Annotated in this window: 20 protein-coding genes and 1 other annotated feature; of the genes, 17 read left to right on the forward strand and 3 right to left on the reverse strand. The window is 40.2% G+C overall.

Annotation, left to right across the window (positions count from 1 at the left end; translation table 11 throughout):
* Positions 1-423: 423 nt before the first annotated feature.
* The 4 genes from EO127_RS03860 (at position 424) to leuB (ending at position 4,935) form a co-directional block, all read left to right on the forward strand.
* Positions 424-1,962, forward strand: a complete 1,539-nt coding sequence (locus EO127_RS03860) for a 2-isopropylmalate synthase (RefSeq protein ID WP_127448102.1) — start codon at positions 424-426, stop codon at positions 1,960-1,962.
* A 4-nt stretch (positions 1,963-1,966) separates the two neighbouring features.
* Entirely contained in the window at positions 1,967-3,232 is a 1,266-nt protein-coding gene (gene leuC, locus EO127_RS03865) for a 3-isopropylmalate dehydratase large subunit (protein WP_127061840.1), read from the forward strand.
* Between the two features lies 1 nt (position 3,233).
* Positions 3,234-3,731 carry a 3-isopropylmalate dehydratase small subunit gene (locus tag EO127_RS03870; RefSeq protein WP_127448103.1) on the forward strand — a complete coding sequence of 166 codons (498 nt, stop codon included), beginning with the start codon at positions 3,234-3,236 and terminating at the stop codon, positions 3,729-3,731.
* Positions 3,732-3,861: 130 nt separating this feature from the next.
* On the forward strand, positions 3,862-4,935 hold the full coding sequence (gene leuB, locus EO127_RS03875; protein WP_127448104.1) for a 3-isopropylmalate dehydrogenase: 1,074 nt from the start codon (positions 3,862-3,864) through the stop codon (positions 4,933-4,935).
* 217 nt (positions 4,936-5,152) lie between these two features.
* Here the strand turns inward: leuB and EO127_RS03880 are convergent, their stop codons facing one another.
* A complete protein-coding gene (locus EO127_RS03880) occupies positions 5,153-5,731 on the reverse strand; it encodes a type III toxin-antitoxin system ToxN/AbiQ family toxin (protein ID WP_127448105.1) in 579 nt (192 codons plus the stop codon).
* A gap of 430 nt (positions 5,732-6,161) precedes the next feature.
* Here EO127_RS03880 and pheA point away from each other — a divergent pair, with 430 nt between their 5' ends.
* From pheA to EO127_RS03900, 4 genes are all read left to right on the forward strand, one after another.
* Positions 6,162-7,049, forward strand: coding sequence for a prephenate dehydratase (gene pheA / locus EO127_RS03885; protein WP_127061834.1), 888 nt, complete (start codon positions 6,162-6,164; stop codon positions 7,047-7,049).
* A gap of 343 nt (positions 7,050-7,392) precedes the next feature.
* Positions 7,393-7,809: a PepSY domain-containing protein gene (locus tag EO127_RS03890; RefSeq protein WP_127061832.1), complete on the forward strand. Its 417-nt coding sequence runs from the start codon at positions 7,393-7,395 to the stop codon at positions 7,807-7,809.
* A gap of 334 nt (positions 7,810-8,143) precedes the next feature.
* The gene (locus EO127_RS03895) at positions 8,144-8,653 is read left to right on the forward strand and encodes a hypothetical protein (protein WP_127448106.1); all 510 of its coding nucleotides are present in this window, start codon (positions 8,144-8,146) and stop codon (positions 8,651-8,653) included.
* A 148-nt stretch (positions 8,654-8,801) separates the two neighbouring features.
* Positions 8,802-10,373: a class I SAM-dependent methyltransferase gene (locus tag EO127_RS03900; RefSeq protein WP_164742282.1), complete on the forward strand. Its 1,572-nt coding sequence runs from the start codon at positions 8,802-8,804 to the stop codon at positions 10,371-10,373.
* A 185-nt stretch (positions 10,374-10,558) separates the two neighbouring features.
* Here EO127_RS03900 and EO127_RS03905 read toward each other — a convergent pair whose 3' ends face one another.
* Complete coding sequence (locus EO127_RS03905; RefSeq protein WP_127448108.1) at positions 10,559-12,004, reverse strand: aminoacyl-histidine dipeptidase; 1,446 nt, start codon at positions 12,002-12,004, stop codon at positions 10,559-10,561.
* A 177-nt stretch (positions 12,005-12,181) separates the two neighbouring features.
* Here EO127_RS03905 and EO127_RS03910 point away from each other — a divergent pair, with 177 nt between their 5' ends.
* A complete protein-coding gene (locus EO127_RS03910; protein WP_127448109.1) occupies positions 12,182-13,159 on the forward strand; it encodes an asparaginase in 978 nt (325 codons plus the stop codon).
* Positions 13,160-13,163: 4 nt separating this feature from the next.
* Here the strand turns inward: EO127_RS03910 and EO127_RS03915 are convergent, their stop codons facing one another.
* The gene (locus tag EO127_RS03915) at positions 13,164-13,898 is read right to left on the reverse strand and encodes an adenosylcobinamide amidohydrolase (RefSeq protein WP_127448110.1); all 735 of its coding nucleotides are present in this window, start codon (positions 13,896-13,898) and stop codon (positions 13,164-13,166) included.
* A 100-nt stretch (positions 13,899-13,998) separates the two neighbouring features.
* Here EO127_RS03915 and yfbR point away from each other — a divergent pair, with 100 nt between their 5' ends.
* The 8 genes from yfbR to meaB all read left to right on the forward strand — a co-directional run bounded on the left by yfbR (position 13,999) and on the right by meaB (position 25,435).
* Positions 13,999-14,592, forward strand: a complete 594-nt coding sequence (yfbR, locus tag EO127_RS03920; RefSeq protein WP_127448111.1) for a 5'-deoxynucleotidase — start codon at positions 13,999-14,001, stop codon at positions 14,590-14,592.
* 63 nt (positions 14,593-14,655) lie between these two features.
* Positions 14,656-14,866 (forward strand) — a binding site (T-box leader).
* A gap of 124 nt (positions 14,867-14,990) precedes the next feature.
* The gene (locus tag EO127_RS03925) at positions 14,991-17,651 is read left to right on the forward strand and encodes a valine--tRNA ligase (protein ID WP_127448112.1); all 2,661 of its coding nucleotides are present in this window, start codon (positions 14,991-14,993) and stop codon (positions 17,649-17,651) included.
* Positions 17,652-17,662: 11 nt separating this feature from the next.
* Positions 17,663-18,955 carry a folylpolyglutamate synthase/dihydrofolate synthase family protein gene (locus tag EO127_RS03930; protein WP_127448113.1) on the forward strand — a complete coding sequence of 431 codons (1,293 nt, stop codon included), beginning with the start codon at positions 17,663-17,665 and terminating at the stop codon, positions 18,953-18,955.
* Positions 18,928-20,154 (forward strand): O-antigen ligase, encoded by a 1,227-nt coding sequence (locus tag EO127_RS03935; RefSeq protein ID WP_127448114.1) that lies wholly within the window; start codon positions 18,928-18,930, stop codon positions 20,152-20,154. Before EO127_RS03930 ends, EO127_RS03935 begins: the two co-directional genes overlap by 28 nt.
* 669 nt (positions 20,155-20,823) lie before the next feature.
* Positions 20,824-22,332 (forward strand): acetyl-CoA hydrolase/transferase family protein, encoded by a 1,509-nt coding sequence (locus tag EO127_RS03940; protein ID WP_127448115.1) that lies wholly within the window; start codon positions 20,824-20,826, stop codon positions 22,330-22,332.
* A 20-nt stretch (positions 22,333-22,352) separates the two neighbouring features.
* The gene (locus EO127_RS03945) at positions 22,353-23,999 is read left to right on the forward strand and encodes a methylmalonyl-CoA mutase (RefSeq protein ID WP_009352914.1); all 1,647 of its coding nucleotides are present in this window, start codon (positions 22,353-22,355) and stop codon (positions 23,997-23,999) included.
* A 30-nt stretch (positions 24,000-24,029) separates the two neighbouring features.
* Complete coding sequence (locus tag EO127_RS03950; protein WP_126937572.1) at positions 24,030-24,425, forward strand: cobalamin B12-binding domain-containing protein; 396 nt, start codon at positions 24,030-24,032, stop codon at positions 24,423-24,425.
* 68 nt (positions 24,426-24,493) lie between these two features.
* Positions 24,494-25,435 (forward strand): methylmalonyl Co-A mutase-associated GTPase MeaB, encoded by a 942-nt coding sequence (meaB, locus tag EO127_RS03955; protein WP_009352943.1) that lies wholly within the window; start codon positions 24,494-24,496, stop codon positions 25,433-25,435.
* The last annotated feature ends 5 nt before the right edge of the window (positions 25,436-25,440 follow it).

Consider the following 25,440-nt stretch of genomic DNA (forward strand, 5'->3'; position numbering starts at 1 on the left):
GATTAGTGTTTCTTACATTTTACGATGAAATCTGTATAAGGTATACAGTACAAGTAAACTCTATTGGAATGTTCTGATAGATGTAAGCATGGCTTACTAACAGTAGGATAGGCGGATGATTATGACAAATAACCGCACTAAACAGTGTTAGAATCTGTAATGTACTACTAGGACAGACAGTATGTAAAATGTAAAAAATACGATACAACCAATACGTTATATAACGCCCCTAGGGATGCATAGACATCTCTGGGGGCGTTTTTCTATTCTCTGAAAGAAATCTCAGAGGGCAGGTACTTAAAACCACCATAGGAATGATTTTAGCAAAGGTGAGATATGGAGGCCACATATTCAGTTTTTTTAGAATCATCCATTAGAATAGACATACGAACAGATATAGATTAGTCAGAAAGAGGAATAACCATGGATAACAGAATTTATTTTTTTGATACTACACTACGTGATGGGGAGCAAACTCCAGGAGTTTCCCTTCAAACACCAGAAAAAGTAGAAATTGCACAAGCTCTTGTGCGCCTTGGGCTAGATGTCATCGAAGCTGGTTTCCCAGCGGCGTCGGAAGGTGACTTTGAAGCGGTATCTACCATTGCTAAAGAAGTACGCGGATGTACTATCGCAGCATTGGCTCGATCCAATGAAAATGACGTGACAAAAGCAGCAGAAGCACTAGTAGGAGCAGAGCGCAGTCGTCTTCATGTGTTTATCGCTACTAGCGATATTCATCTTGAATATAAATTGAAAAAGACTCGTGAAGAAGTGTTAGATATTGTGAAACACATCCTTGAATTTGCAAAAGGTAAATTCGATGAAATCGAGTTCTCCGCAGAAGATGCGTCTCGTACAGATTTAGATTATCTATGTCGTGTCTTTGAAGTGGCTATTGAAGGTGGAGCTTCTATCTTGAATGTACCAGATACAGTAGGCTACATGACACCAGAAGAGTTCGGTAATCGTATTCGCTACATCAAAGAACATACGAAAGGTATAGAAAAGGCAATCATCAGTGTACACTGTCATAATGACTTAGGCCTTGCTAATGCGAACACATTGGCAGCTATCGAAGCGGGGGCTCGTCAAGTGGAATGTACAATGAATGGCTTGGGAGAACGAGCTGGTAATGTGGCTATCGAAGAAGTGGTGATGGCTATTAAAACACGTCATGACCATTATCCATTTGATGTACACATCGACACACCACTATTCACACGTACTAGCAAATTGGTGAGCAAACTTTGCGGTGTTGCTGTATCACCTAATAAGGCTATCGTAGGTGCCAATGCCTTCGCTCATGAGTCCGGTATTCATCAACATGGTATGTTAAATAATCCGACTACGTATGAAATCATGACTCCAGCTAGCGTAGGGGCAGAAAAAACGTCCATCGTATTGGGTAAACATTCCGGTCGTCATGCCTTTGAAGATCATCTAGTGAATCTAGGCTTTCAGTTAGAAGAAGAACGAGTGAATGAGTTATTCGTTCAATTCAAAGCCTTAGCAGATAAGAAAAAACAGGTATACGATGAAGATATTTATGCCTTAGTGATGGATACAATGCATCATGAACAAGCATTCCATGTGGTACAACACGATTACCATTCCGATCAAAATGGATACGTGCTTGCTAGCATTCGTGTATTAACACCAAATGGTGAACGTATGGATGCCGCTGTTGGTGATGGCCCAGTAGATGCTTCTTTCAGAGCTATCGAACGATTGGTGAACACACCATTTGTATTGGAAAACTTCCAAATCCGTTCCGTAACGGTAGGTAAGGATGCCCTTGGAGAAGCTGTGGTGAAAGTTAACTACAATGGTCGCAGATTCCAAGGCCGCGGTATTAGCACAGACATCGTAAAATCCAGTGTAAATGCATATATTAACGCAGTAAACGCAATTTATTTAGCAAAAGAATTAGAACAAGAGTTTGGAAACCAGGAGGGTTAATGTCATGGGTATGACGATTACAGAAAAGAATATGGCACGCCATGCAGGGCTTGCAGAAGTAAAAGCAGGTCAAATGATCGAGTGTCAATTAGACTTCATCTTGATGAACGATATTACATTTCCACCAGCAAAGAAAGAGTTTGAAAAAATCGGTAAACCTGTCTTTGATGCAGATCGCATCTACTTAGTACCGGATCATTTCACACCGAATAAAGATATTAAATCTGCTACACAAGCGAAAGTGATGCGTGATTTTGTACGACAACATAAGATTACACACTATTTTGAAGTAGGTCGTATGGGCATTGAGCACGTATTGTTACCAGAACAAGGCTTGATTGGGCCAGGGGAAATGATCATTGGTGCCGATTCCCACACTTGTACATACGGTGCATTGAATGCTTTCGCAACAGGCGTAGGCTCTACAGATGCTGGGGTCGCTATGGCAGAAGGCAAAACTTGGTTTAAAGTGCCAGAAACAATCAAAGTTGTGTTAGAAGGAAAACCTGCCAAATGGATTTCCGGTAAAGATATTGTATTGGACTTGATTGGCAAAATTGGCGTCGATGGCGCTCGTTACAAAGCCCTAGAGTTCCATGGATCTGGTGTGCAATACATGACGATGGCAGACCGCTTGACGATCTGTAATATGGCTATCGAAGCGGGCGGAAAATGCGGGGTATTCCCGTACGATGCAGTGACAGAGGAGTATATCCAAGGTCGCATCACACGTCCTATTGAACCAATCGCAGCAGATGAGGATGCAGAATACTGCCAAGTGGTAACTATTCAATTGGATGAATTAACTCCAGTGGTGGCGTACCCACATCTTCCTTCCAACACGCATTACATGAAAGATATTGTGAAAGAAGACCGTATTCAAATCGACCAAGTTATCATCGGTTCCTGTACGAATGGTCGCTTTGAAGACTTACAAATGTGCGCAGAAATTTTTAAAGGTCGCAAGGTGGCGGACTTTGTACGTTGCATCGTCATCCCTGGATCTCAAGATGTGTACAACCAAGCTGTGAAAGCAGGCTTGATGGACATCTTCATCGAAGCAGGCTGCGCTGTAAGTACACCAACTTGTGGTCCGTGCTTAGGTGGTTACATGGGCATTATGGCAGAAGGAGAACGTACCGTTTCTACTACAAACCGTAACTTCCGTGGCCGTATGGGACACGTAGACAGTGAAGTATATTTGGCAAGCCCATATGTGGCGGCAGCAAGTGCAGTAGCAGGGTATTTAGCAAGCCCTGAGGAGGTATAATATGGCAGACTTTCAAGGAACAATTTGGCGCTACGGCGACAATGTAGATACAGACGTAATTATTCCAGCGCGTTATTTGGCGATTGCGGATATGGCGGAATTGGCAGAACATGCTATGGAAGATATTGATACTACCTTTGCACCGAATGTGAAAGCCGGTGAAATCATGGTAGCTGGTAAAAACTTTGGCTGTGGTTCTTCTCGTGAACATGCGCCAGCAGTGATTAAAGAAAAAGGTATTTCTTGCATTGTAGCAGATAGCTTTGCTCGTATTTTCTTCCGCAATGCTATCAACATCGGGTTGCCAGTGATCGAAATTGGTGACGCTGTGGAGCGCATTCAAGAAGGTCACGAAATCGCTGTGGAAATGGCTACAGGTGTTGTCCATAATGTGACTACAGGTGAAAGCTACCAAGGAACAGCGCTACCACAATTTGTGCAAAATATTGCCAAAGCAGGTGGACTAGTGAACTTTGCGAAAACAAGACAAGACGGATAAGAAGAATAGAATTAATAGGAAGCATTAGGTTATGCTATTATTGATTAGCCTAGTGGTATTCCCTATAGTATGTATGCTAGATAGATAAAATATTTTAGTGTAGTGTAGAGACTTTCAAAAGAGGATTACTATGAGTGAAAAACAGATTGTCCTAATTGCTGGTGACGGCATTGGGGAAGAAATAACAAATTCCGCGCGTGCTGTGGTGGACGCAGCCTTTGCTAAAGCGGGTGTAACAGCTAAGTGGATTGAGAAAAAAGCTGGTGGTGCGGCTATCGATGCCTTCGGTGAACCGTTGCCTCAAGATACGATCGATGCGTGCCAAGCAGCAGATGCTGTATTATTAGGTGCTGTAGGAGGTCCTAAATGGGACGATGTGGAGCCATCTATCCGTCCAGAAAAAGCTATCCTTGGCTTGCGCAAAGCATTGGGCTTGTTCTGCAACTTGCGGCCAGTGAAAATCTACCCAGCATTGCGTGAGTTCTCTCCGTTGAAACCAGAACTAGTAGAAAATGTTGACTTCGTTATCGTTCGTGAATTAACTGGTGGCATCTACTTTGGGGAACGTGAAGAAGCGCAAGGGGCAGGACCAAACGAATTTGCTTGGGATAAAGAGACATATGCTCGGTATGAAGTAGAACGTATCATGGATGTAGCTGTAGAGACAGCGCGTAAACGTTCCGGTAAAGTGGTGAGCGTAGATAAAGCCAACGTATTGGCATCCTCTCGTTTATGGCGTAAAATTGCAAAAGAAAAAGCAGAAGCCAACCCAGATATTTCCATGGATTACTACTATGTAGATAACACAGCTATGCAACTCGTGACGAATCCAGGTCAATTTGATGTCCTAGTGACAACTAACTTATTTGGAGATATATTAAGTGATGAAGGGGCTGTTATCTCTGGCTCTCTTGGTTTGTTGCCATCTGCCTCCATCGGTACAGGCACTTCCTTGTACGAACCAATCCATGGCTCCGCACCAGACATTGCAGGACAAGGTATTGCTAACCCATTAGGTACGATTTTGTCTGCTGCCATGATGTGTCGTTATTCCTTGGACTTACCTGCAGTAGCGGACTCCATTGAACAAGCAGTAACAGCTGTCCTTGATGCGGGCTATCGTACAGGGGATATGTATCGTGAAGGATTCACAAAAGTGAATACACAAGGTATGACTGACGCTGTGATAGCGCACTTAGGCTAAGATTTAGCGGTATATAAGGTAAAAAATGCGGCATACTCCACCACAAACTGATATTATCGTTAGGTTTGTTTCGGAGCATGCCGCGCTTTTTTGCGTATGGTATTGTTTGGTACTGCTAGCATAGCCTAATGACGTTTTATTGGAGCTCTAGGAAGAAGATTAGGCTATGCATACATATGTTATACATAATTCTCTTGCGATAGTATGAAAGAAAATATTATATATATTCTTCTATCCAAGAGTCATGATAGGCAATGGCTTTTTGTAAGTCTACGCAATGTGTTTTATTGTGCTTTGGCAGGGTGTTAGTTATTGATTTTGTATAAAATCGTAGTGCTTTATCATAAATTGTATCTTTCATGGTATTAATGGCGTAATATTCTTTTTGTAACAAGTCACCATATTTTCTCTCAGAAGAGATAGTAGATGATAGCAAGTCATTGATAGAAATTTCAGAGATTTGAGAGCTAGGTACAGGAATTATTTTTCCGATAATCATATTGCAAAGATGAATTTGCTTATTACTTATAACTTTTATACTGAGGCGTCTTTTCTTTATATTAGATTTTTTTGCTTTAGCAATTTTTAAATCATTAGAGTTTAATGTATTTGGAAATTTAACTGTAGAAGACAATGGTGCAAAAAATAGTCTATTTTGTATGGTAAGTACCACGCCTATATAGGGCCGAGTTCTTTTTTCTCCAGTTGAAATTCTAACATTAGAATCGATGCTTTGTAATGCTTCCATATATGTTTCATTTATTTTATAAAAGCTTAAGTTTGGTTGTGTGTTCATATAAAGTGCCTATAGTTTATAAAAAGAAAAGCCGAGATACATCCCGGCTTACATTGCAAATAAAGTATATCCATGGTGGGGAGCACCATCCTTATGGGCCTCTCTTTAAAAATGATAACTCATTTTATGGTGGGGGTGCACCAACAATAAAGTCCCTCGCTTTCAGAATGATGAAGCATTCCATGGTGGGGAGCACCAACGATAAAGTCCCTCGCTTTAGATATACATTTATAAGTCAATCCTATCATACCAATTTTAGAATGTCAATTGTGTTAGAAGCTTATTGGTTAATAGATTCTCGAACTATTTTTTGCAAAGTATCATAGTCTTGAAAATATCATTCTTCGATGCGGAAATGACCAAAGAAGGTATTTTGTGTATAATAGTGTACGTATGTCAATATTGGGAACGGAAAGTAGGAGGGTTTACCATGGCAGATGAACGAGTTACGGATCTACAGTTGGCACATTCTGTGCTAGGTTATACAGGTGTACCTGGGGCCTATGCCTATGAAGTGTTGCAGAATGTACTTTCAAAATATATAGAAAAGGGCGGCTCCGTGGAGGGGCAACGGATTGAGCGTTGTCAAAGTCATCGTGAGCTCGTACAGGCTGTCCACGAAGGGCGCATCGATTATGCCATATTGCCCATTGAAAACTCTATCGTCGGGGAAGTGCGGGATAGCACGGATTTAATCAAAGATAAAAATATTCACATCGTTGGGGAAGTGCGCCATCGCATTAGCCATAGTTTGCTAGGTGTACCGGGTGCTAGCCTCGACACGATTCAAGAGGTGTACTCTCACGAGCAAGCCCTCATGCAATGCTCACAATTTTTGGCGACCCACAGTTCTTGGCAATTAAGTCCTATGAATAATACTGCTATGAGCGCGAAATACGTGAGCGACACACAGGATGTGACGAAGGCATGCATTGCTAATGCATCTGCGAAAGAATTATATGGACTCACATTGTTAGCCCCAGACATTGCAAACTTTAAGGAAAACTTTACGCGATTCTTCATCATCACTCATAAGGATGTAAGGATTCATGATGCGCACAAACTGAGCATTATTGTACAAACACCAAATACGCCAGGGGCACTGGTGAAAGTCCTACGAGTTTTTGAGGAACATCAATTGAACATGGTCAACATCAAATCACGCCCATGTATGCATACACCGTGGGAGTATTTCTTCTACATCGATATCGAAGGAGAAGGTCGAGAATCAGAAGTAGAACAAGCTTTAACTGAAGTGCGAGAACTATCCAATTATTTGCAGGTCTTAGGGCATTATAAAATTTATGATGTACTGTGAGAATTTAACGATAACTTAAATACCATATGATTCTAATAGGGGAGCGTATTGATTCTGTATGTGGTGAGTATAGCTAGCATAAGAGGAATAGTTTAAAAGTTTGATGAAGTTTTATGACACCCCTTGCTTACGGAAATAAAGATATGATACTATACTCCTATGAGCTATATAGAAATATATAGATATACTGTATAGATGTGCTAAGAGAATGTGCTATGTAAATGTAGTATGCAAATCTAGTATATAAATATAGTGTGCAAATACACTATGCAAGCATAATATAGGCAATCGCCAATTTCTATATACGAATTAAGAATGTGACATTTTAGCAAGGAGACATAGTATGAAACGTACAATTATTTCTTTTTTTGTGGGCGTTATCGTGACAGGTTGTGCGATGGGCTGGTTCTGGTATCAAGACCGTGAACAATATACACGTGCAATCCCAGCTGTGAAAGGTCCGATCCAAGTAGCACCGGTAGTGAATGGAACACCAGCAGGAACGACAAATGGAGCTGTGCCACAACAAGCAGGAGTCGTAGCGCCGCAAGCAACACAACAACAAGTACAAATTACGCAAGAAAAGGCGATGGAAATCTTTAAAACGGCATACCCAGACTATCGCATTGAAAAAGTGAAATTCGATACAGATCACGGTCGTGCTCATTATGAAATCGATGGAGAAACATTAACTCGTGAAGTAGAAATTAAAATCGATGCTGTCACAGGGGAAATCTTTCACGTTAAAGAAGGACATTAATACGTTGATATAGAATTATGAATACCTAACCTACCTAGTAGGCTAGGTATTCTTTCATTAGCAAAGGAAAGGATTGTGTTAGTATTGCCATCGTCAAAACAAGTGGGTTTCTAACAACATCAAGAATCATTTGCTAGTAGTATATTTTAACGTACTGTGTTAGTATGAATTATAGAAGGCTTGGTAAATTATCTGCGTGTAAGGTGGATTTATTTGGTGTATAGATGCTACTATATCAAAGATAAAGTTTAGAAAATCAATGGGAGGAGACCTTAAGGAATTTAGAATTTAGCCTATCAAATTTGAGTGAGTAAAGTAGAATGGAGGAGATTGTATGACAGAATTACACATGTATGTAGCGTATTTGACAGCGTGGACCATATACCAATTATGGTCTATTCATAGATGGATGAAATCGGAGTCAAAAGAGGAAAAAGCTGAGAATGCTGGTCATGCATTGCAAGAAATTTTAAACTTTGTATCTCCTAAGGCAGTAGCGGGATTAGCCGTGAGTGGAATCGTTTTTACCGGTGCTGCAGATGTGTTGGGTATTTTGCTAGTGAAAGGCTTCATACGTGAGCCTCAATGGTTAGATACTTTGTTACTAGCTCTCGTTTGTGTCAGTATTATAGTGGGAATTCGAGCTGCTATTGAGGCGTATCGCATTGTTCTAGGTGCATCTAATTCTCGTCAACCAGATCTCTTTTTGGTTCGCCATGAAAGACTCTTTAAAAGGGGACGTATCAATCTAGAAATTGTAGTGAACCGGGTATTAAATGTATTATACGCAGGATTTGCTATCTATACGATGGTTATACTTTTACAATTATTACATATTTTATAATCAAATCGTATACTATATGTCTATAGAATATTAGCAAAAGTCGTGGTAGTCTGTTATAATAAATTGATTACATTGAATACAGTGAAAATGATAACAGTGTGCATATCGTTATAAGATGACGAATATAAAAGTAAGAAAGGCATTGATAATGAACGTAAACAAAAATACATCAGTTGCAAAAGATGCAAGTGATGTTATCGAATCCTTAAAAAACTCGTATAACGAATTAGTATACCCTTCTAAATCCTTCGGAGTAACATCCGTTAACAGTTTGGAAGCAAAGGCGAAGTTATGGGGCTTAAATCCCGTACCAGCAAAAGAGGCTCGTGTCCTAGAACTAGGCTGTTCTATGGGTGGTAATATCATCGGGCAAGCCGTGTATCATCCAGAAGGGTCTTATGTAGGCGTTGACCTCAGCGGATCTCAAATTGAAATTGGCAATGAAATCATTGAGGCCATTGAACTTAACAATGTAAAATTAGTAGAACAAGACATTTTGAAAATTGATAAAGACTTCGGAACATTTGATTACATTATCGTCCATGGAATCTGGTCTTGGGTACCAGATGTAGTAAAAGATAAAATTTTAGAAATCTGTAATGTAAACTTGTCCGAGCGTGGGGTAGCCTATATTTCTTATAACGTATACCCAGGTTGGCATCGATTGAATCAAGTTCGTGAAATGATGATGTTTGCCACACAAAATAATCAAGGTATGGGTTTATTAGAACGTACAGAAAAAGCGATTTCCTTTGTACATCATATGAATGAGCTTATTAAAGAGTCTAAAGATATTGTTCCTAAATTGGAGTGGAAAACAGACAGCTTTGATTCTGCGTTGGATCATAAAGCGTATTATATTGCTCATGAGTATTTAGAACCTATCAATGATCCGGTATATGTGAGTGATTTCATTAACAGAGCTAGAAAACATAATATGATATATGTAGCAGATACAGACTTTCAATTGTCGGCGATTACTTGGATGAAAAAAGAACGTAGAGAGTTAATTGAGACTATGTCAGGTGGAGATTGGAATACAAAGGAACAAATTCTAGATTTTTATTATGATACACAATTCCGTCGTTCCCTATTATGTCATGAGTCACAAGCTCATTTACTACGTCATAATGAAGAATTTTTAATTGAAGCTATAGATTCTTTATATTTCGGCATGGTTAATAAAGGTAAAGTGTTGAAAGATACTGAGAATGCTATAGAGCAAGTCATCGTAAATCAATGCCGAACAGGAGAATTCTTTAATGTCGCAGATTGTAAAGCAGAACTAGAACGATTGCAGAATGGTACAGAATACAATGAAGTAGAATTATACAGTATGCTCATTCGTTTCTTGTTGTGTGGATTTATTGTACCTGTGACGGAGAAAAAAGAAATCAGTACTTTTGTAGAAGGTGTATCTACGGTATCAAAAGAGTTGGCTAGCTATGTACAGACGGTGGTGGATCGAGGAGGATCTAATTTTATTAATATTTCCGATTTGTACAATGATAGCGTTACAGGCTTTAACTCTGCTCATGTATTGATGATGAAAGAATTAGAAACACCAAAAACATTAGAAGAGCTCTATGTAGTGGCAGATGAAAAATTAAAAGTAAATGAAACAGAATCATCTGGAAAAGTGGTAGAAATAGCTGGTCGTAGCGTTGTAGATGGTGCATTAGATGATTTGGGACGCCTTGGTTTCTTGTGTAATAAGTAGATAAATGTATGGTCAGACTAGGTGGTAAATCTAGCATTTCCTATTAAAAAGAGCTGTACTTGCATGTATAAGTTACATGTGAGTACAGCTCTTGTGTTGTTTGGTGAAACATCTAAGAATAGATGTAATAATAATTTGTATTTAACACAAAGGGAATCGCATTACGATTCCCTTTGTTCATAGTGTTATTGTAATTTTTCTAATAAGGTTAACAAGAACTTAGACACTGTTGTTACTGATGGTAAGTGTAAACGCTCTTTTGGTGTATGGGCACCTAGAATGGTAGGACCAAAGCTCAACATCTGTGTATTTGGTAATTGTGCTTTCAATAAGCCGCATTCAAGGCCTGCATGAACAGCTGTCACATGAGGTTCTATACTGATGACCTCTTTGTATAGAGCGATGGCTTGTTCTTCTAAACGGCTACCGCGTTCATATTCCCAAGCAGGGTAACGGCCTTGTTCAGAGGCGGTGAAGCCATGGGCTTTTGCCAATGTCATGATGCGGTCACGTAAGTAGGCTAATTGGCTCATAGTTAAACTACGAACAGAGATAAGAATATCTAACTGAGTGTCATTGTCTTCGACGATGGCGATATTATTACTTGTATCTACTAAGCCTTCTAGTTTTTTGCTCATGCCGAATACACCATGAGGTGCTAAGTATAAGAATTGTAAAAAGTTTTGTGCTTGCGCATCGCTATAGATAGTGGCAGGAGTCTCACAAGGAGTGATGGTTACTTGTAAATTTGGATCTTGTGGAGATAATTCGTGACGAATGATGTTTGCATTCGCTTGGATATACTCTTGCAATGCTTTTGCATCAGAAGGCTGGCAAAGGATAGTAGCCTCTGCAAAGCGTGGGATGGCATTATGCTTAGAACCGCCTGTAAAATGGCTCACAGATATAGGAGTTTCACGATGCGCTTCTACCAATAAACGAGCTAAGATAGTTACGGCATTGCCTAATTGCTTGTCGATTTCGATACCAGAGTGTCCACCGTGAAGGCCATCTACCGAGACTTTCAAAGCAGTGAATCCTGCTGGTGTTGGTACAGAATTTGTAGGTAATGAAAGGTCTAATCGACAGCCCCCAGCACAAGCTACGATGAATTCATGTTCTTGCTCTGTATCAATATTGATTAAGTACTGTCCATGTAGACGTTCACCTTTCACCGCCATAGCACCATTCATGCCTGTTTCTTCGTTTGTAGTGAATAGACATTCTAACGGGCCATGTGGGATAGTTGGGTCATCTAGTACGGCTAGTGCCATTGCCACAGCAATACCATTATCGGCACCTAAAGTCGTTTCATTGGCGTGCAACCATTCGCCGTCCTCGATGAGCTCGATAGGATCTTTGGAGAAATCGTGAGTAGATGTATCAGATTTTTCTGCTACCATATCAATATGGCCTTGCAAGATGATAGATGGATGATTTTCATACCCTGCAGTCGCATGAGCGCGGATAATCACGTTTAATTCTTCGTCTTGTTCTGCCTCTAAACCTCTATCGTTAGCAAATTGCATTAGAAAATCGCTAATGCCTTGCTCATTGCCAGATTCACGAGGAATTTGGCTGATTTCATGGAACCAGTGTAATACACTGGTTGTATAATTAGTATGTGTCATAATAATACCTTTCTAATTCTAGGTGAATTTGTTAATAAAATAACTATACTCCATTCGTCGTAAGGGGTCAATACAAGAATTAGGAGAGAGGAACGATTCCTTGATGATAAAACTTTGTGCCAACAAAGCAAGAAGGAATGCTATAATAGAAGTAATGATTTCAAAGGAGGTTACCACATGAAGGGTACAAAGATTATGATGATAGGCACAGGAGGCACCATTGCAGGTACAGGGAATGGGGCTAGTGCATTAACGGAATATAGAGCAGGATCGATTGGTGTGGATGATTTGATGCAGGCAGTACCCGCTTTGGAGGAGTATGGCCCTTTTGAAAGTATGCAATTCTCTAATATCGATAGTTCTGAAATGAGTCCCTATCGTTGGGGGCATTTAGCGTTGCTTGTGAATGAAGTGGCTGAGCGAGATGATATAGGTGGTATTGTCATTACCCATGGTACAGATACGATGGAAGAAACTGCGTATTTCTTGCAGTTGACTGTGAATACAAAGAAGCCCGTAGTAATGACTGGTTCTATGCGTCCTGCTACAGCACTTAGTGCAGATGGTCCTGTGAATTTATTGCAAGCAGTGCAAGTAGCGCGTAGTGAAAATGCTTGGAATCAAGGGGTATTAGTGGTCATGAATGGCTATATTGATAGCGCTAGAGAGGTGGCAAAGTTACACACCACTGATGTAGCTACCTTTGGAAATGCCCAATTAGGTCATATGGGTTGTGTACAAAATGGACAGGCTTATTTTTACTATACTCCATGTCGTAAGCATACCAGTGACAGTGAATTTGTTTTGCGTGAGGAAGTGGAATTCCCAGCTGTAGGAATTGTTAATCTTTATGGAGGTATGGATACAGAGATTTTAAACATGGTAGCTAGTCGGTCTCAGGGCTTAGTGATTGGTGGTTTTGGACATGGTACCTTACCACAGGGCGTTCGTGATACACTCAAAAAAATTGCCATTCCCAAAGTACGGTCATCCCGCATTGGAAATGGCATTGTGTCTAGCAATTCATCGGATGTGAAAGAAGGCTTTATCGTGAGTGATTCCCTGTCGCCTGTGAAAGCTAGAATTTTATTGATGTTAGCGTTGCAACAAGAACGAAGTCGAGAAGAGCTAGAACGGATATTTGCTACCTATTAGTTCTTTAGGTATCTAATGTATCTGCGTTCTCTAATGCTGTTTCGATGGCGGATCGTACGGCTTTAGCTAAGGTATCGCCAAATTGGGAGAATGTACCTGAGTCTGTAAGGAGTTCTCCGTTTGGATCGATGGTCATAATGACGCCATCTGTAGATGTCCCCGTAGCAGGTTGTCCAGATACAATGCTAGTAATGCCTTTGGATTGGAGTGCTACAGTTTTCGCTTCCGTTATGGTTAGCAATGATTTTGTGAGAGCCCCATCGGTGAGGGCGCAATTGGTAAATACTAATAAGTTGATGGTGCCTCCAGAATGGAAGGCGCCATCTTTTTCGTAGTACGTATAGCCATCGCCTGCTCGATGGGCTGTTTTTTCAACACCTGCGGTGGCAATGACCTCTACGATGATAGTTCCTTCTTGGTAACATACATAGGCATGTCGATCCATAGAGGCACTAGTCAATAAGGCTGTACAGAAATGAATAGGTAAGTCTAACTGTACGCATTCTTTTGCCAAATAAGCAGATGTAGATCCACCAGGTAACTCATTTTCATCGTTGACGAAAAATGTGAGTTGTTGATTGCGCACAGCCATTACATGGTGCAAGCCTCCGTTGAAGGGACTTGTGCTGATGGCATAATAAGGCATGTCATAGGTCACAGTAATGGCAGAATTGTGTATATCTACATAGCCACCACTGCGTAATGTAGCAGGGGCAAGGTATGAGTTTTGAGTTGTCATGAATCCTCCTAGGAATTAAATTTGTATTCTCTATATAGTTATAGTACCACAAAAGTGACAGGGATAGTATAATATAAATAGTTATTAGGAGGCATATACCATGGAAGAAAGTCATTTTTTTGCCCTCTTAGGGCGTATGAAATATATTCAGCGTTGGAGCTTGATGCGTAATACAGAAGTAGAAAATTTACAAGGTCATAGCTTAGAAACGGCTATGATTGCTCATCAACTGGGAGTACTTCGGAATACATATTTTGCTGGAAATGTGGATGTGAATCGATTAGCGGTACTGGCCATGTATCACGATGTAAGTGAAGTATTTACAGGAGATATGCCCACGCCAGTGAAATATTTTAATCCTAAGTTGCGCGCTCTCTATGGGGAAGTAGAACAATTGGCCAATGAAACCTTATGGCGTACATTGCCAGAACCAGTGCAACCAGCCTATGAGGAAGCTTTAGTATCTGTGCCAGAGGAATACGAAGTACTAGTGAAAGCAGCGGATACCTTGTCAGCGTTTATGAAATGTGTCACAGAAAAAGCTGCCGGTAATAATGAGTTCAATGCGGCTTATGATACGATTTATGAACGTTTAGTACAGATGCAATTGCCAGAAGTAGATCTATTTTTGAAAGTCTATGTTCCTAGTTTGACAAAATCCTTAGATGAAATGAATGTGTCCTTTACAAAATAGATAGTTTTATAGATTGATATATTGACGGTGTTGCATACTTTCACGTATACTAATACTATATGGATAATAACTAGGAAGAGGAAAAATCTTTTGAACGCATCACAGAGAGCATTGGGGTGGTGGAACAATGTATGTAGTAGGAAGAGGGTAGCCTCGGAGTTGGCATGGTGAACTAGAGTAAGTGTGCCCGCTGATCAGCGTTAACGATAATGAGTGATTGCTACGGCAATAATCTAGGTGGTACCGCGGAAGTATAGACCCTTTCGTCCTAACGGACGAGGGGTCTTTTTTTGTATATAGTAAAGCATATCTATCATTTTGTGACTTTGGAAGTTTACCATGGAAATATGCTAATTGAAGAGTAGCAATGTAAAGATATATTTGAACTAGGAGGACATATGAAAGAATATAAAAATTTGACAACCTACAATCCTAAAGAGATTGAACAACAATGGTACACATATTGGGAAGAGAAAGGGTACTTTCACGAGGAAGTAGATACGAATAAAGAGCCTTTCAGTATTGTGCTACCACCGCCAAATGTAACAGGTCAATTGCATATGGGTCATGCCCTAGATAACACATTGCAAGATATTTTGATTCGTACGAAACGTATGCAAGGCTACAATGTGTTGTGGATGCCTGGCACAGACCATGCAGGGATTGCAACGCAAGTAAAAGTAGAAGAAAATATCATGAAAACAGAAGGAAAGTCTCGCCATGACTTAGGTCGTGAAGAGTTCCTAAAACGTGTATGGGAGTGGAAACAAGAATATGGTAGCACTATTGTAAAACAAATTCGTAGCTTAGGTGCTTCTTGTGATTGGACGAGAGAGCGTTTTACTTTGGATGAAGGATATCATGAAGCGGTATTAAAAGTATTCGTAGAATTATATGAAAAAGGTTTAATCTATCGTGGAGAACGCATTACTAACTGGTGCCCTAATTGTTTGACAGCTTTATCTGATATCGAAGTAGAACACGAAGATGAAAATGGTCATTTATGGCATATTAAATATCCTGTTATCGGGGAAGAAGATACATTCTTAACCGTAGCTACCACACGTCCTGAAACGATGTTTGGTGACGTAGCCGTAGCGGTGAACCCTAACGATGAGCGCTATGCGCACTTAGTAGGCAAAGAATTATTACTTCCATTTGTGAATCGTCATATCCCAATCATTGCCGATGAATACGTAGATCAATCGTTCGGTACTGGTTGCGTAAAAATTACACCAGCTCATGACCCTAATGACTTTGAAATGGGACAACGCCACAACCTAGAAAGTATCGTGGTAATGAATCCAGATGGCACTATGAATGCAGGAGCAGGTCACTTTGTGAATATGCCACGTGAATTGGCTCGTAAACAAGTAGTAGCTGAGTTAGAAGCACAAGGTTTATTAGAAAAAGTGGAAGAACATGGTCACAGTGTAGGTCATTGTTCTCGTTGTAATACAACTGTTGAACCTATGGTATCGAAACAATGGTTCGTATCCATGGAACCATTAGCAAAACCTGCTTTAGAAGTGGTGCGTGACAAATCCATTGAATTTGTACCAGAACGGTTTACAAAAACATATACGAACTGGTTAGAATCCATTCGTGATTGGTGTATTTCTCGTCAATTATGGTGGGGTCATCGTATCCCAGCTTGGTACTGCCAAGAGTGTGGGGAAACGATCGTAACCACAGAAACATTGACAGAATGTCCACATTGTCATGGTAAGGTAGAACAAGATCCAGACGTATTAGATACTTGGTTCAGCTCTGCGTTATGGCCATTTGCCACAATGGGTTGGCCTAACAACACAGAGGAAGTGAAACATTGGTATCCAACTAGCGTGATGGTCACAGGGTACGATATTATCTTCTTCTGGGTAGCTCGTATGATTTTCATGGGCTTAGAATTTAAAGAAGAAATTCCTTTCAAACACGTATTTATTCATGGGTTAGTACGTGATAGCCAAGGCCGTAAAATGAGTAAATCCTTGGGCAATGGTATCAATCCATTAGAAGTCATTGAAGAATACGGTGCTGATGCGTTGCGCTTTACATTAGTAACAGGCAACACGCCAGGCAATGATATGCGTTTCTACATGGAACGTGTGGAAGCAAACCGTAACTTTGCCAATAAAATTTGGAATGCATCCAAATTTGTATTGATGAACTTAGAAGGCTTTGATGAAAGTTTTGTACCAAGTGCAGAAGATTACACATTGGCGGATAAATGGATTCTAGAAGAATACAATAAAACTGTCACTAACATTACGAATAATCTTGATAAATTTGAATTAGGGGAAGCGGCAAGCTCTGTATATGATTTCATTTGGAATACCTATTGCGACTGGTATATTGAACTAGCGAAACCTCGTTTGTACAACAAAGAAGGTGGTCGTGACCGTCAAACAGTACAATACTTATTGGTATCTATCCTTCGTCATATGATGGAATTATTACATCCATTTATGCCATTTGTTACAGAACATATTTGGCAACACTTGCCTCATGAAGGGGAGAGCATCATGGTTGCTCCATGGCCAAGTACATTATCTATGGAAGGTTTTAGCTCTGCAGCGGCTTATATGAATGTAATGATGGACGGCATTAAAGGCATCCGTAACATGCGTGCAGAAATGAATGTACCAATGGGCAAACGCTCTGAAGTTATCTTAGTGCCTGCTACAGAAGAGTTAAAAGGCATCTTAGAAACGCATGGTGATTACTTCCATACCTTAGGTTGGGCTGAAAAAGTAACGGTACTTTCACCAGATGCGCCTAAACCAGAAAACGCGACAGTAACAGTGGTGAACGGGTTAGAAGTGTACTTGTTGTTGAAAGATTTAATCGATGCTGACAAAGAAAAAGAACGTATCGCTAAAGAACAAGCCACCGTATTGAAAGAAATCGCTCGTTTAGAAGGAAAATTGAACAACCAAGGATTCTTAGCGAAAGCTCCTGAAGCGGTAGTAGCGAAAGAAAAAGAAAAATTAGAAGAATACAAACAAAAACAACAAGCTTTGAACGAACGTGAAGAGTTCTTAAAAACATTAGCATAAGGAGATCCATCATGAATTATACGGAAGCGATTGCCTACCTAGAAGAGGTAGCCTCCTTTGGGATTCATCCAGGATTAGAACGGATTACTGCTCTATTAGAAGAGCTAGGAAATCCACAAAATACATATAAGACAATCCATGTAACGGGGACGAACGGGAAAGGATCCGTTTCCACCTATATTACCTATGGATTGTACATGAGCGGTCTTCGTGTGGGGACATTTACGTCCCCGCACCTCCAATCCTATACGGAACGCATGCGTGTAAACACAGCGTATATTACAGAAGAGGCCTTTGCTGATCTGATTGAACGTGTGAGCCATGCCGTGAAAGCCATTATAGACCGTGGCGTAGAAGCGCCTACACAATTTGAAATCTTAACAGCTGCAGCCTTCTTGTTTTTCCAAGAGCAAGGCGTAGACTACGCTGTCATCGAGGTGGGGTTAGGTGGATTATTGGATTCTACTAATGTAATCACTCCAGAAGTGGCAGTGATTACAAATGTGACCATTGACCATCAAGCGTACTGTGGCGATACAGTAGAGGAGATTGCCCGCCATAAAGCAGGAATTATCAAACAAGGCGTGCCTCTTGTAACGGCAGCTCAAGGTGGTGCCCTTGATGTGATTAAAGAAACGGCAAAATCTTTAGGTGTGAAATATCATGTGTTCAACGAAGATTTTACTATCGATAGTCGCAGTGCCATGGCGATGGGACAAATGATTACCGTGAAAGACAAAGACGGTCATAAAGATATGCTTTTCACATCCATGCATGGTATCCATCAAGCCTTAAACTTAGCCTGTGCAGCACGGGTCTTGCAAATCTTGAAAGACAAAGAACCAGCAGTGAGTGAAGAAACGTATCGTGAAGGATTAGCTCGTGCTACATGGACGGGTCGCTTTGAAATGTTCAAAGTCCATGGACGAACTATCATTTTAGATGGAGCCCACAATGCAAGCGGGGCAGAAGCCTTTTCGATGACCTTCAATGAACTGTACCCAGAACAAGCGAAAACAGTGGTGCTATCGATTTTAGAAGATAAAGATATATCCACGATGGTCAGCTATTTAGTGGGGCAAAAGGATCGTGTGATTACGGTACCAGCACCAACGCCACGAGGTACTGATCCAGTGCAATTGGCGAAACAAATGCCAGTCCAAGCAGAACCTATGGAGACTATCCAAGAGGGCTTAGACCATGCTATGAAAATAACTAAGGAAGGCGATATCATCGCTGTAGTGGGATCCTTATACATTCTTGGTGACGTGCAACAATGGCTCGCCCAAGAAATGGGGCACTAATGGATGCCCTACGTAGACTATCTGTGGATCAATGGATAGTCTATCTACTATACGGAGCAACGGTGTGTATTTCTTTGTTGCCCATAGGTGGTAATGTTCTTATTATCGTGGCGGGATTACTAGCGTTACTATTCGATAGACAACGTTTTACCGGAACCTTGCATTGGCTGCAATGGGCAGTCTTGGGGTTTATTCTCTGGACAGGCATTTCCATTGTTAACTCTGCGAATGTCCCATGGTCGGCTATGAGTTGGCTCTATCACATAGGGATGTATGGCAGTATCTATTGGTTGATGACATATTATATGGATACTGAAAGACGACAGAAAACGTTTTTGTCCTTGTTTTGTATGACTGGATTCCTTGTCTGCTTAGGTGCTGGGTATCAATATTTTTATATGACTCCAGAGCATATCCATGAATGGGTAGATAATGTCCATTTTCCGGGACTTATGCGGCGCATGTATGGAACATTGCAGAACCCTAATTTATTAGGAGAATACTTACTTTTTACCATTTCCATTGGTGGATTGGGCACCATGCAAGTGCTAAAAGCAAAAGATTGGAATCGCTCAGCTATGATGGGTTTCGCCGTTGCAGTCATGTTATTGTGCTTAGTCCTTACCTATTCCCGTGGTATGTGGCTAAGTTTGGCAGTAGCTGTTTTTGTAGCCGGTATCTGTGTAGAGCGTAGGTTATTATATGCGTTATTAGCGGTTCCCTTAGTGTTATTCTTTTACCATGGAGAAGTGTCCAGTCGATTGTGGTCCCTTTTTAGTGGACAAGATACATCGGTTATGCTCCGGTGGGCACTGTGGGATAGTACTATGTACATGATAGAAGATTTTCCAATCTTCGGGATTGGTTGGGATACGTTTTGGCTGACTTATCCAGATTATAATTATTTCATCCAAGATCCAACGGTGATTATCTATCACGCTCATAATTTATATTTGCAAGTGGCAGCAGAAACAGGACCGATATCTTTATGCTTATTATTAGCAATTTTATTGGGACATAGCAGAAATGTGCAAAAACAAAAGCATCTATCTATTCCGTTCCGGTATGGTATGACCTTAATTACCGTAGTTGTTTTGGTAAGTGGTCTTTTTGATCATGCTTTATATAGCCAGCAAGTAAGCTTGGTACTATGGCAATTTTTGGGCTTTGCTATGAGTGTCATACGAAATAAAATATAATATATAAAACTGAAAGTATAGAGATTGTTATATGACTGTCTCTATACTTTTTGTATTGTGGAGACTATTGTATCTAAGCATGTATATGGTTTATAACATTATTTGTATAAGTCAATTTCTATAGATGATTATGAACATAAGCTTAACAATAATGAAAGATGATTTCTTACTAGTAAGGTTAAGAATTAAGAGAAGTATCATTACTCATATAGTTTTAAGTTAAGATATGAAACGGATTAAAGAATATAACGTGGGAAATAACAAAAAGTAATAAAAGCAAATAACTGTTAGTTATGAATAATATAACAGCTAGATATGCATAAACATAAATAGAGTTTATATATAAGAATTAAAATATCGAAAAAATTTGTACTATACCAATATTTATAGATATAGGTAGATAAAGGGTATAACAAAAAGTTATACTCGCATTAAATTTTCCTGTTCAGTATGCCTATTATGCATATATTTACATATGTGGTTGACAATAACAAGAAAAATGAGTAGTATTTATGAGAATTAACAAATATCACACTTTGAGTAGATATTTAATCTAATATTTCTATAAAGAATTTTTTAACTTAAGAAATTCTTAGTAGAAATAAAAAATGAAAAGTGTGTGAATGTTAGATAGCTGAATAAGTCATTCAAACTAAAGGAGATGGTAGTATGATCGACATTTTAGATCGCGTGCAAGGCGCAGCGTTGCAAGCAAAAATTACTACAGCAGAAGAAGCAGCTAAATTGATTAATCCAGGAGACCATGTAGGTATCAGTGGTTTTACACCATCTGGTTACCCTAAAGCAGTGCCATTGGCCCTTGCAAAACGCATGGAATCAGATCCTTTTCAAATTGATCTTTGGACTGGTGCCTCAGTTGGTGATGAAGCAGACGGAGCGTTGACTCGTGTAAATGGTATTCGTCGTCGCTTCCCATATCAAACAAATAACGATACTCGTAAAGCTTTAAATAGCCAAAAAATTCGTTATATTGATATGCATCTTAGTCATATGGCGCAACAAATTCGTTATGGTTTCTTCGGTGACACTGACGTAGCTATCGTTGAAGCGGTTTGCATCCGTGAAGATGGTGGTATCGTTCCTAGTACATCCGTTGGTAACTCTCCAACATTTGTTAGCCAAGCTAAAAAAGTTATCGTAGAAGTAAACGTATCCCAACCAATGTCCTTGGTAGGTATGCATGATATCTATGAACCACAAGATCCTCCATACCGTGAGCCATTCCCAATCAAAGCGGCTGGCGATCGTATCGGAACAGATTACATCCCATGTGACCCTGCGAAAATCGTAGCTATCGTTCCATGTGATGTGCCTGACACAACTCGTCCATTAGCACCAATCGATGATGATGCAAAAGCGATGAGTCAACATTTGATTAATTTCTTCTTAGAAGAAGTTAAAGCAGGCCGTTTACCTGAAAACTTATTACCATTACAATCTGGTGTAGGTTCTGTAGCAAATGCTGTTGTGTCTGGCTTGGCTGAAGGTCCTTTCACAAACCTATCCATTTTCACAGAAGTTATTCAAGATGGTATGTTGGACTTAATTGATGCAGGTAAAGTAACAGACTGCTCTGGTACAGCATTGTCCCCATCTCCAGATGGATTGAAACGCTTCTACGCTAATATTGATAAATATAGCAAACATATTCTTTTGCGTCCGCAAGAGATTTCCAATAACCCGGGCTTAGCTCGTAGACTTGGTGTTATCACTATGAATACAGCAATCGAATTCGATATCTTCGGTAATGTAAACTCTACTCATATCATGGGTAGCAAAATGATGAATGGTATCGGTGGTTCCGGGGACTTTACTCGAAATGGTTATATCTCCATTTTCTGTACGAACTCTGTAGCAAAAGGCGGAGACATCAGTTCTATCGTTCCATTTGTATCTCACATTGACCATACAGAACATGATGTACAAGTATTCTGTACAGAACAAGGTATTGCCGATGTTCGTGGTTTGGCTCCAATTGAAAGAGCATACAAAATCATTGAAAACTGTGCTCACCCAGACTACAAACAAGAATTATTAGATTACCTCGAAAGAGCTATTGAAAAGACAAATGGCGCCCATACACCTATCTTATTAGATGAAGCTCTTTCTTGGCATAAACGCTTCACTGAAACAGGAAGCATGAAAAAACAAGGTTAATTTTTTAGGAGGATGATGACATGGCTAATGACAACTTAAAAGCCAAACTTGCTGAATACGAAGCAGCGTACGCTAAAAACTGTGAGAAAGTACCTGCACGTCAAAACTTACCAGAACAACCGGTATACACACCGCTTGATTTAGAAGGTTTTGATTATGAACGTGATCTTGGATTCCCAGGATTCTATCCTTATACTCGTGGTGTACAACCTACTATGTACCGTGGCCGTTTCTGGACAATGCGTATGTATGCTGGTTTCGCAACTGCTGAAGAGTCCAATAAACGTTACCGTTACTTAATCGAGTCCGGTGCAACTGGTCTTTCTTGTGCATTCGACTTACCAACACAAATCGGTTATGACTCCGACGACGCTATGGCTGAAGGCGAAGTTGGTAAAGTAGGTGTTGCGATTGACTCCTTAAAAGATATGGAAATCTTGTTCCAAGGTATCGACTTAGGTAAAGTTTCCACTTCTATGACAATCAATGCTCCTGCATCTGTACTTCTTGCTATGTACATTGCAGTTGCTGAAAAACAAGGTGTGCCTTCCACTGAACTTCGCGGTACAATTCAAAATGATATTTTGAAAGAGTACGCAGCTCGCGGAACTTACATCTTCCCTCCAAAACCATCCATGCGTTTGATCACTAATATTTTCGAATATTGCTCTCAATATGTGCCAAAATGGAATACTATCTCCATCTCCGGTTACCATATTCGTGAAGCTGGTTCTACTGCTGCGCAAGAAATCGCTTTCACAATTGCTGATGGTATTGCATACATCGAAGCAGCTCTTAAAGCTGGCTTAGAAGTTGACGATTTCGCAGGTCGTTTATCCTTCTTCTGGAACGCACACAACAACGTATTAGAAGAAGTTGCGAAATTCCGTGCATCCCGTCGTCTATGGGCACATATCTTGAAAGAACGTTTTGGTGCTAAAAAACCTAAATCCATGATGTTACGTGTACATACTCAAACAGCTGGTTCCATGTTGACTGCACAACAAGTTGACAACAACATCGTTCGTGTTGCTCTTCAAACTGCAGCTGCTGTAATGGGTGGTACTCAATCCTTACATACTAACTCTCGTGACGAAGCATTGGCTCTTCCAACTGAAGCATCTGTACAAATCGCTCTTCGTACTCAACAAATCGTTGCTTACGAATCCGGTTTAGCTGACGTAGTTGACCCATTGGGCGGTTCCTACTATGTAGAAGCTATGACTAATGCTATTTACGAAGAAGCTAAAGCATACATCCAAAAAATCGATGAAATGGGTGGCGCTGTTGAAGCTATCGAAAAAGGTTACATCCAAAAAGAAATCCAAGAGTCTGCTTATAAATGGCAAATGGAAGTGGAATCTGGCCTTCGTACAATCGTAGGTGTTAACAAATTCCAAGTAGAAGAAAAACCAGTTGAAGGTCTTCTTCGTATCGATGCTTCTGTAGGTATCAACCAATCCAAGAAAACACAACAAGTTCGTGCAGACCGCGATCAAACAGCAGTTGATGCAGCATTAGCAGCATTAAAAGCTGGTGCAGAAGATGAATCTGTAAACTTGATGCCATTAATCTTGGCTGCCGTTAAAACATATGCTACATTAGGTGAAATTTGTAACGTATTGCGCGGCGTATTCGGTGAATACCAAGCTCATTCCACACTATAATTAATCGAACCTATTTGGAGGTATAACATCATGGCAGAAAAACGTATCAGAGTAATCGTAGCAAAACCAGGTCTTGATGGTCATGACCGTGGTGCAAAAGTAGTAGCACGCGCACTTCGCGATGCTGGTTTCGAAGTTATCTACACAGGTCTTCGTCAAACTCCAGAACAAATCGTTGAAGCAGCTCTTTCTGAAGACGTTAACGTAGTTGCGTTATCTCTTCTTTCTGGCGCACACAACACATTGTTCCCTAAAATCGTTGAAATGCTAAAAGAAAAAGGCATGGGCGATGTATTAGTAGTTGGTGGAGGTGTTATTCCTGACGCTGATATCCCTGGCTTAAAAGCAGCTGGCGTATCCGCAGTATTCACACCAGGCACTCCAACAGCTGATGTAATTGAATTCATCAAAGCTAACGTAAAATAATATACTTGAGCTAGGCTCGGGCATCTATGTTCGAGCCTAGACGTATATATAATTGGGACGGTGACAATATGGATTTAATCAAAGAACTATTAGAAGGTTCTCGTCTTGCTTTGGCACGGTCGATCACGGCTGTAGAAAATGAATACGATAATGCGATCGATATTATGAAAGCTATTTATCCACGTACTGGTAAAGCTCGTATCTTGGGTATCACAGGTGCTCCAGGAGCTGGTAAAAGTACATTGACAGATAAAGTGGTTAAGCATTATCTAGAACAAGGTAAGAGGATCGGCATCGTTGCTGTTGACCCAACCAGTCCATTCTCAGGCGGCGCTATTTTAGGTGACCGTATTCGGATGAATGATTTGACATTAAATGAAAATGTATTTATCCGTAGTATGGGGACACGTGGTAGCCTAGGTGGATTATCTAAAAAAACAGCAGATGTTGTTAAATTAATGGATGCATTTGGCATGGATCTTGTTATCATCGAAACTGTAGGTGTTGGACAATCAGAAGTAGATATCGTTAAAAATGCAGATACTACATTGGTTGTATTAGTACCAGGTTTAGGTGATGATATCCAAGCTATCAAAGCAGGTATTTTAGAGATTGGTGATGTATTCGCTATCAATAAAGCAGACCGCGATGGCTGTGATAAGCTTAATGTTGAAATTGAAATGATGCTAGACCTAGATTCTCGTGAACTTGATTGGAGACCACCAATTAAGAGAACTATCGCTAGTAAAGATGAAGGTGTTGATGAATTAGTGGAAGCACTAGATGAACACTTTGAATATCTTGAAGATAGTGGAGAATTAGCAACTCGTCGTGCAGAACGTACTCACGATGAGCTCGTAGCGATGATTAATGAACAAATCATGCGCTATGTTCACGAACATGTTGTAGAAAGTGATGCTTTCAAACAAGATGTAGCAGCTGTTAATAATAGAACTAACGACCCTTATAGTGTTGTTAACTCGGTATTGGAAAAGTCATTAAAAAGATAATAAAA

The sequence above is a fragment of the Veillonella sp. 3310 genome (assembly GCF_003999875.1).
Lineage (GTDB): Bacteria > Bacillota > Negativicutes > Veillonellales > Veillonellaceae > F0422.